This is a genomic window from Alcanivorax sp., assembly GCF_014762765.1.
Taxonomy (GTDB): domain Bacteria; phylum Pseudomonadota; class Gammaproteobacteria; order Pseudomonadales; family Alcanivoracaceae; genus Alcanivorax.
Genome location: NZ_JABURH010000183.1, coordinates 10,782 through 18,619 on the forward strand (window position 1 = coordinate 10,782; position 7,838 = coordinate 18,619).

General features: G+C 58.3%; 5 protein-coding genes. 1 reads left to right on the plus strand and 4 read right to left on the minus strand.

The features are described from left to right. Positions 1-57: 57 nt before the first annotated feature. Complete coding sequence (locus tag HUJ17_RS13760; RefSeq protein WP_290511226.1) at positions 58-3,135, minus strand: efflux RND transporter permease subunit; 3,078 nt, start codon at positions 3,133-3,135, stop codon at positions 58-60. A gap of 11 nt (positions 3,136-3,146) precedes the next feature. Further along, complete coding sequence (locus HUJ17_RS13765; protein ID WP_290511227.1) at positions 3,147-4,301, minus strand: efflux RND transporter periplasmic adaptor subunit; 1,155 nt, start codon at positions 4,299-4,301, stop codon at positions 3,147-3,149. Positions 4,302-4,425: 124 nt separating this feature from the next. Between HUJ17_RS13765 and HUJ17_RS13770 the strand changes: the two genes are divergently transcribed. After that, positions 4,426-5,076: a TetR/AcrR family transcriptional regulator gene (locus tag HUJ17_RS13770; RefSeq protein WP_290511228.1), complete on the plus strand. Its 651-nt coding sequence runs from the start codon at positions 4,426-4,428 to the stop codon at positions 5,074-5,076. Between the two features lie 204 nt (positions 5,077-5,280). Here HUJ17_RS13770 and HUJ17_RS13775 read toward each other — a convergent pair whose 3' ends face one another. After that, positions 5,281-5,955, minus strand: coding sequence for a hypothetical protein (locus HUJ17_RS13775; protein ID WP_290511229.1), 675 nt, complete (start codon positions 5,953-5,955; stop codon positions 5,281-5,283). A gap of 400 nt (positions 5,956-6,355) precedes the next feature. Continuing rightward, positions 6,356-7,711 carry a cell envelope integrity protein CreD gene (gene creD / locus HUJ17_RS13780; protein ID WP_290511230.1) on the minus strand — a complete coding sequence of 452 codons (1,356 nt, stop codon included), beginning with the start codon at positions 7,709-7,711 and terminating at the stop codon, positions 6,356-6,358. Positions 7,712-7,838: the final 127 nt, after the last annotated feature.

Here is a 7,838-nt window from a genome sequence, read left to right on the forward strand (position 1 = left end):
AAAAAAAGCCCCGGAAGAACCGGGGCCAAGGGGAAGCCGGCGATGACCGGCATTTCATCAGCGTTCGTTGTGTGTGGCTGTTGCGTGTTCTTCCTTCACCCGGAACCAGGCGGCGTAAAGCGCCGGCAGGAACAGCAAGGTCAGTGCCGTTGCCACTATCAGGCCGCCCATGATGGCCACCGCCATGGGGCCGAAGAAGACGCTGCGAGACAACGGGATCATGGCCAGTACGGCGGTGAGCGCGGTGAGCACAATGGGCCGGAAACGACGCACCGTCGATTCGATGATGGCATCCCAGGTACTGAGCCCCTGGTCCATGTCCTGGCCGATCTGGTCCACCAGAATTACCGCATTACGCATGATCATGCCGGCCAACGCGATGGTGCCGAGCATGGCCACGAAACCGAATGGCTTCTGGAAGATCAGCAGGAAGAAGGTCACCCCGATCAGCCCCAGCGGTGCAGTGATAAACACCATCAGCGACAGAGGCATGCTGCGCAGTTGCAGCATCAGCAAAGTAACCACCACCAGTATGAACAGCGGCATGCCGGCATTGACGGATTTCTGCCCACGAGCCGATTCTTCCACAGTGCCCCCCACTTCCAGCAGATAGCCTGGCGGCAAGTCGGCGCGCACATCTTCCAGCTGCGGCATGATCTGATTGACCAGAGTGGCCGGCAGGGCATCGTCCTTCACGTCAGCCAGAATGGTCACAGTAGGCAATCGATCACGGTGCCAGATAATACCTTCCTCGAAACCGTACTCCAGGGTAGCGATCTGGTTCAGCGGCACGCTGCGACCACTGTCCGTTTGCACTGCCAGGTTGCCAAGCAAGCCCAGGGCGTGGCGTTCGTGACTGTCGCCGCGCACTTCCACATTGATCAGTTCGTTGTCTTCACGGTACTGGCTCACCGCTACACCGGAAAGCGATGCCTGCAGGGCCGTGGACAGATCAGCGGTGGTAATTCCCAATGTCCGCGCCCGGTCCTGGTCCACGTTCAGGCGCACTACCTTGCTGGGCTCTTCCCAGTCCAGGTGCACGTTCTGGGTGTGTGGATTATCGCGGACCTGTGCCGCCACCCGCCGGGCCAGTTCACGGACCTGGGGAATGTGCTCCCCGGAGACCCGGAATTGCAACGGATAGCCCACCGGCGGGCCGTTTTCCAGCCGCGACACACGGGTACGTACGGTGGGGAAGTCCCGCTTCAGGGTTTCCTCCAGCCAACTCCGCACCTGCTCACGCTCGTCGATATTGCGGGTAAGAATGACGAACTGGGCCACCGACGCCGCCGGCAGTTTCTGGTCGAGAGACAGATAGAAACGGGGTGAACCGCTGCCCATGTAGCCCACGTAATTTTCGATCAGCTCATTTTCGCCGAGCATGGCTTCCAGGCGCAGAGCCTGCTCCTGGGTAGCGATGAGCGAGGCACCCTCTTCCAGTTTCATGTCCACCATCAGCTCCAGCCGGTTGGAAGACGGGAAGAACTGTTGGGGCACCAGGCTGAACAGCAGCAGGGAAAACACGAAGATGCCTACGGTCAGACCGATGACGGTTTTGCGATAGCGCACGCACCATTCCACCACGCTACGAAAACGCTGATAGAAAGGTTTCTGATAAGGATCGTGCACGTCGCCACTGGCATTTTTCCTGGCCAGGTTAGGCAGCAGTTTTTCACCCAGATAAGGCACGAACACCACCGCAGCAATCCAGGAAGCCAGCAAAGCGATGGTCACCACCTGGAAAATCGAGCGTGTGTATTCACCGGTGCTGGATTGCGCCGTGGCGATTGGCAGAAAGCCTGCCGCAGTGATCAAGGTACCGGTGAGCATGGGAAAGGCTGTGCTTTTCCAGGCAAAGCCGGCAGCTTTGATACGGCTGAAGCCCTGCTCCATTTTGATTGCCATCATCTCCACGGCAATAATGGCATCGTCCACCATCAGCCCCAGCGCCAGCACCAGCGCCCCCAGGGAAATCTTGTGCAGGCCGATGTCGAAATACTTCATGGACGCAAAGGTCATGGCCAGCACCAGCGGAATGGACAGGGCGACCACCATGCCGGTCCGCCAGCCCAGTGAGAAGAAACTCACCAGCAACACGATCACCAGGGCTTCCATCAACACCTGTACGAACTCGCCTACTCCGGCTTCCACCGCTGCCGGCTGATCGGAGACCTTGCGCAGTTCCATCCCCAACGGCAGGCTCTTCTGCAGTTCGGCGAAGGCCTTGTCCAGGTTTTCACCCAATTTGAGAATGTCACCGCCGTCCTTCATGGACACCGCAATGCCGATGGCATTCTCACCCATGAAACGCATTCGCGGCTGGGGTGGATCACTGAAGCCACGATAAACGGTGGCAATGTCACCCAATTTGATGGTGCGGTTGCCCACCTGTATAGGGAAGTGGCGGATATCCTCCACACTGGTGAATTCCCCGGACACCCGTAGGCGCACTCTACTGCTGGGGGTTTCAAAAAAGCCGGCGTCGGCCACCGCATTCTGCGACTGCAACGCCTGCTGCACGGTGACCAGGGGAATGCCCAGGGACGCCAGCTTGGTGTTGGAAATTTCCACCCAGATCTTTTCGTCCTGCAGACCCACCAGCTCCACCTTGCCCACGTCCTCCACGCGCTGCAGGGCCAGCTGCAGGCGGTCGGCGTAGTCTTTCATGATGGCGTAGTCGAAACCCGGGCCGGTCAACGCATAGATGTTGCCGAAGGTGGTGCCGAATTCATCGTTGAAGAACGGCCCCAGTGCATCCCGGGGCAGGGTATGACGGATATCACCCACTTTCTTGCGCACCTGGTACCAGAGATCCTTGATCTCCTTGGAACGCATTTCGTCCCGGGCCATGAACATGACCAGCGATTCACCGGGGCGGGAGTAGGAAGTGATGCGCTCGAAGTCGCCGGTTTCCATCAGCTTCTTTTCGATGCGCTCGGTAATCTGCCGTGACACTTCCTCGGCACTGGCACCGGGCCACTGAGTATTGATGGTCATCAGTTTGAAGGTGAACGGCGGGTCTTCGCTCTGCCCCAGGCTGGCGTAGGAAATAGCGCCCATGGCACCGAGCAGGATCATGGCGTAGAGCACCAGAGCGCGGTTCTTGAGTGCCCATTCCGAGAGATTGAATGACATGGTGGTGCTCCCTATTCGCTCTCGGTCTCGGCGTCATCGGCCGGGGATCGGGTGTCTGCTGCCACCATTTCAATCTGCCGATTCTGGCGATCCACGGGAATCACCGTCTGCCCTTCACGAAGCAAATGGGTACCGGCGGCTACCACCCAGGTGTCCGCTTGCAGGCCTGACAGCACAGGGATGGTTTCCGCACCATAGGCGCCGGTTTCCACCGGAGTTTTTATCAGGCTGGAATCTGCAGGGTTCACCGCCCAGACATATCGCTCATCCCCCTCCGCAGTAACCGCAGCCAGGGGCAGCGTGAGCACGCCATTGCCGGCGGCGCCACTGGCCACCACCCGGGCCGACTGGCCCAGGTCCGCACCTACATCGTCGTTATCAAAGGCCACCCGGGCTTCAAAGGTGCGCGAACGCGGGTCTGCCGACGGGGAGAGCTCCCGCAGGGTGCCGGGGAACACCTTGCCCTTGCGCGACCATAGTTCAATAGCCACCGGCATGCCGATGACGAACCGACCCACGTCCTGCTCCGGCAGGTCGATACGCACCTCCCGATCGCCATCCACCGCCAGCACAAACACCGGTTGGCCGGCGGCCACCACCTGGCCGGCTTCCGCCAGACGCTGGGCGATGACCCCGTCCTTCGGTGCCTTGAGGGTGGCATAGTCAGTCTGGTTGCGGGCCACATTCAGGTTGGCGCGGGCCTGGCGAAGCTGGGCCTGGGCCGCATCGAAACGGCTTTCCACCCCGTCGTACTGGGAGCGGCTGATGACCTGGCGTTCAAGCAGGGCCTGATGACGGTCCAGCTCGCTACGGGCCAGCTTGTGGTCGGCCTGGGCGGAGGCAAAACGGGCACGGGCCGCATCCAATTGCAGGTTCACATCATCGGTATCCAGGGTGGCCAGCACATCGCCCTTGCTGACGCGATCACCCACGTCCACCTTGCGCTGGCTGATCTTGCCGGCGATGCGAAAACCCAGCTCCGGCTCGTAACGGGCACGCACTTCGCCGGGAAAGACATCCTGGCTGGCACCGGCAGTCAGCGGCTGAACCACCAGCGCCGGACGCGGCGCTTCGGTTTTGCCGGATTCCGCATCGGAACAGGCCTGCAGGCTGAAAGCCCCAACGACCCCGATAACCAGACCCGGTATCAACAGTGAACGAAACATGGCAGCTACCCTCTACCCTTTACTAACCCGTGTTTACCTTGAAAGCCACCGACGGTTGCCTTCCCTTTATGCTATACTAGCCAGTATAGTAATTTTATTAAACTGAACCGTCCAGTATTGAAATATGAGCGAGATGATCGACACCAACGCCCCTGCCACCCGTGGCCGCCCCAAGGATCCGGCCAAGCGCGCGGCCATTCTTAATGCCGCCAAAAAACTCTTTGTTTCCCAAGGGTTTGCTGGCACCAGCATGGATGCGGTGGCCAAGGAGGCCAAGGTCTCCAAACTGACGGTTTATAGCCATTTCAGCGACAAGGAAACGTTATTCTCCGCGGCTATCGAGGCAAAATGCCAGAATATGCTGCCGGTGCCGATCTTTGAGCTGGACGAAAGCCAGCCCCTGCGCACCACCCTCACCAAGATTGGCCTGGCCTTTCTCGAACTGATCCACAGCCCGGATGCCGTGGAGCTGCAACGGCTTATGAACAGCCAGGCCACGCAGGACCCTGAAATGGCACGGTTGTTTTTCGAGGCAGGCCCGCAACGTACGCTCACCGCCATGGAAAACCTGATCCGCAGCGCCAACGCCGCCGGGCAGCTTGATGTCAGTGATCCCAAGCAGGCATCAGAAAACTTCTTTTCCCTGTTGCAGGGCTGCCAGCACATGCGCGTTATGATCGGCTATCAGCAACCGATGACGGCCAGCGAGGCACAACCCCATGCAGAGCAAGTGGTGGCGTTGTTTTTGCGGGCATACGGGAAAGGTAATGAATAGTTAATCGTTCGCGAAATGGCGCCTGCCGGTACTGAAAAAAAAGACCGCGTTCCTGGATGGAGCGCGGTCTTTTTCTTGAAATCCAAATGGCACTCGATCATTAAACAGGTGAAAGAAAATTTTCCGTTGGCTGACTACGATGGAAGGATTTTCCTGGAACAAGAAGAAACACGGGATCCGCAAGCGGATCCCGGTTCAGGGCGATCAGAAGGATTTTCTTACGCCAATGGAGAAGTGATCGTAATCCAGGTCAAGTTTATCGTTGTCAATCTCGAGCTCGTGGGTCGCATCAACATATCCCAGCACCAGCTCGGGAGCATCCGGCGCGAAGGAAATGGCCACATCCAGGCCCAGTAATTCCGGGTCAATATCCAGGGAGTCCGTACCAATCTTGGTATCCGTCTGACCCATGTTGTACCAGAGTGATGCGGTCACCATTTCAAAGTTGGCACGGGCGCCGACTTCCAGGCCATACCCCTCACCGGCAATACCAATGAACGTTGGGCGGCTGAAACCAACTGCACCATAAAGGTCGACCATATCCGCCACCGGGATATGCGCACCGACACCAATAAACGTCATGTCGTTAAACACGGCATTATCAGCGTCACCCAATGCAAAACCCAGGTCATCCTCATAGTCCAGCGACAAATGCCGCCCCATGACCATGACATAGTCACCGATTTCGAAACCGCCCTGCAGACCGAAGCCCTGTTCAAGATCAAACGACTCGGACAGACCGCCCTCGCTAACTTCCGTGTCACCGGACACAACATAGTCGAACTGCATGTAATTAAAAGAAGGCACTTCAGCCATGGCAGTCTGGCTGATGGCACCGGCAAGCGCGGCAATCGCAAACACTGGAATTTTCTTATTCATGAATTTCTCCCTGATTAATAAAGTGAACCAAGGTCATCCTGAGCCCGTTCATGGGCTCCCTTGATCCGCGTTAAGTAGTAACCCAATTGTAAAAAAACCGCAACATCCACAAAATTGCTATGTCTGTAATGTTGTTAATCGGCTTCGCGTTGCGAATGACCTCCTGATAACCCGGCTTTACTAAAACGAATTATGTGCTGCTCTTAAAATTGCCCGACCTCGACGGCGAGCCCCCAACTGCCACCAGATTAGGCCTAGCCACAACATGGCTTCGCGATCCCGGGCGTTGCCGGCCAGCGCCTGCTGGCACAGGCGCAGGGCCCGCTCCAGCAAATCGCGACGTTGGGCGGGGAAACGCCGGCTGGCCCGTAGCAAGCGTGCGATGCGACCACTAGTCATGTTATTCACCCGGTTCCGATTTGGCTTTCGCCATGGCCTTACCGGGAACCGCAAAGCCATGCCAGTCCAGGTGACGGGTGACGATCATCACCAGCGCCAGAGCCGCGAAAAGTAACAGGGCGCCAAGCAGCAAGGCGTAGTCTTCTGCCATCAGAATGCCGTAGATCAGGCCCTGCACCAGCAGCAAACTGACAGCGAAGACCCACCCCGCTCTAGGGGATCGCAATACTGCCATCAGGTAAACGCCGATCAAGGCACAGCAGGCCAGCGCTGCGACCAGATACGCCAGGGCGAAATCGATGTGCTCGCTCAGGGCTACCAGCAACAGGTAGAACATGGCCAACGCCAGACCCACCAGCAGATACTGCATGGCATGCAACGGGTAGCGACGCAATATCTCGAACAGGAAGAAGGCGGCGAAGGTCAGGCCGACGATCAGGTAGCTGTATTTCAGGGCCCTCTCACTGGACAGCAAGCCGGTTACCGGCTGCACCAGTCTTACCCGCAGAGCCTGACTGGCGTCACCGCAGGCGCCGTCGCCCCGGGCGCAGAGAATGGCGCTGGCCGCTGCCAGGCTGTTGGTTCGCCACTGGCTGGTGAAGCCATCTGTATTGATCTCTCTTTCCACGGGTAATACCAGCCCTTCAAAGCTGGGGTGTGGCCAATCTGCACGCAGGCCGATGCGGGTTTCTTTCGCCAATGGCAAGGCAGCCAGAGATTCCGTGCCGTTCAGGTTCAGGCGCACCTTGACGGTAAAGGCACCGGCCAGTTCATCGGGCACTTGCACTGCCACTGCGTTGGCGCCCAGCCCGGACGGCAGCTGCTCGGTTTCCACCAATGGCAGGGGCACATCGTTTACCAGGATCTGCGGACGCTCCACCAGACCGCGCAGGTCGCTGATCTGCAACACCAGCAACGATGGACGAGACGCCACCACTTGCTCCGGCTGTTTGACCTGCTGCCAATTGGCCGGAAACACTGCTTCCAGATGCAACAGGCTGCGATAGACCGACGTACCGTAGATCCCTCGATAACGCATCTGTGTCTGCAGCTGCCCATCCATATTCAGCACATCAGGAATCTGGCTTTCCAGGACAGTGCGTTTTTCCACCACGGTACAGCTGTCGCCGCGACGGCAGTCCGCCTTTTCCACCAGTTGCTTGCGGACACGTTGGGTAACAATCACCGGGCCACTGATCTGCTGCTCGCCACTGACCTGGCGGGCGATCTGCTGTTTTACCTGCCAGGCTTCATTACTGCGGTCACGAACCTTGTCCTGGATCATCAACAGGGGAATCACCAGTACCATCAACAGGCCGGCGATAGTGAGCATTTTCAGTAACAGGTTGGGTCGCATGGTTCCTCTCCCTCATATGGAGAGGCCAGTGTGCAAAGTCAGGTTGGGGGTTTTGTGGGGATTGTGTGTGGGGAGAGAGATACAAGCTTCAAGCAGCAAGCTACAAGGAAAAGCAAACCCCAAGCCT

Bases quoted from the DNA above. Each gene is read 5' to 3' on its own strand.
- HUJ17_RS13760 (WP_290511226.1), bottom strand. From the start codon at position 3,135: ATGTCATTCAATCTCTCGGAATGGGCACTCAAGAACCGCGCTCTGGTG.
- HUJ17_RS13765 (WP_290511227.1), bottom strand. From the start codon at position 4,301: ATGTTTCGTTCACTGTTGATACCGGGTCTGGTTATCGGGGTCGTTGGG.
- HUJ17_RS13770 (WP_290511228.1), top strand. From the start codon at position 4,426: ATGAGCGAGATGATCGACACCAACGCCCCTGCCACCCGTGGCCGCCCC.
- HUJ17_RS13775 (WP_290511229.1), bottom strand. From the start codon at position 5,955: ATGAATAAGAAAATTCCAGTGTTTGCGATTGCCGCGCTTGCCGGTGCC.
- creD (WP_290511230.1), bottom strand. From the start codon at position 7,711: ATGCGACCCAACCTGTTACTGAAAATGCTCACTATCGCCGGCCTGTTG.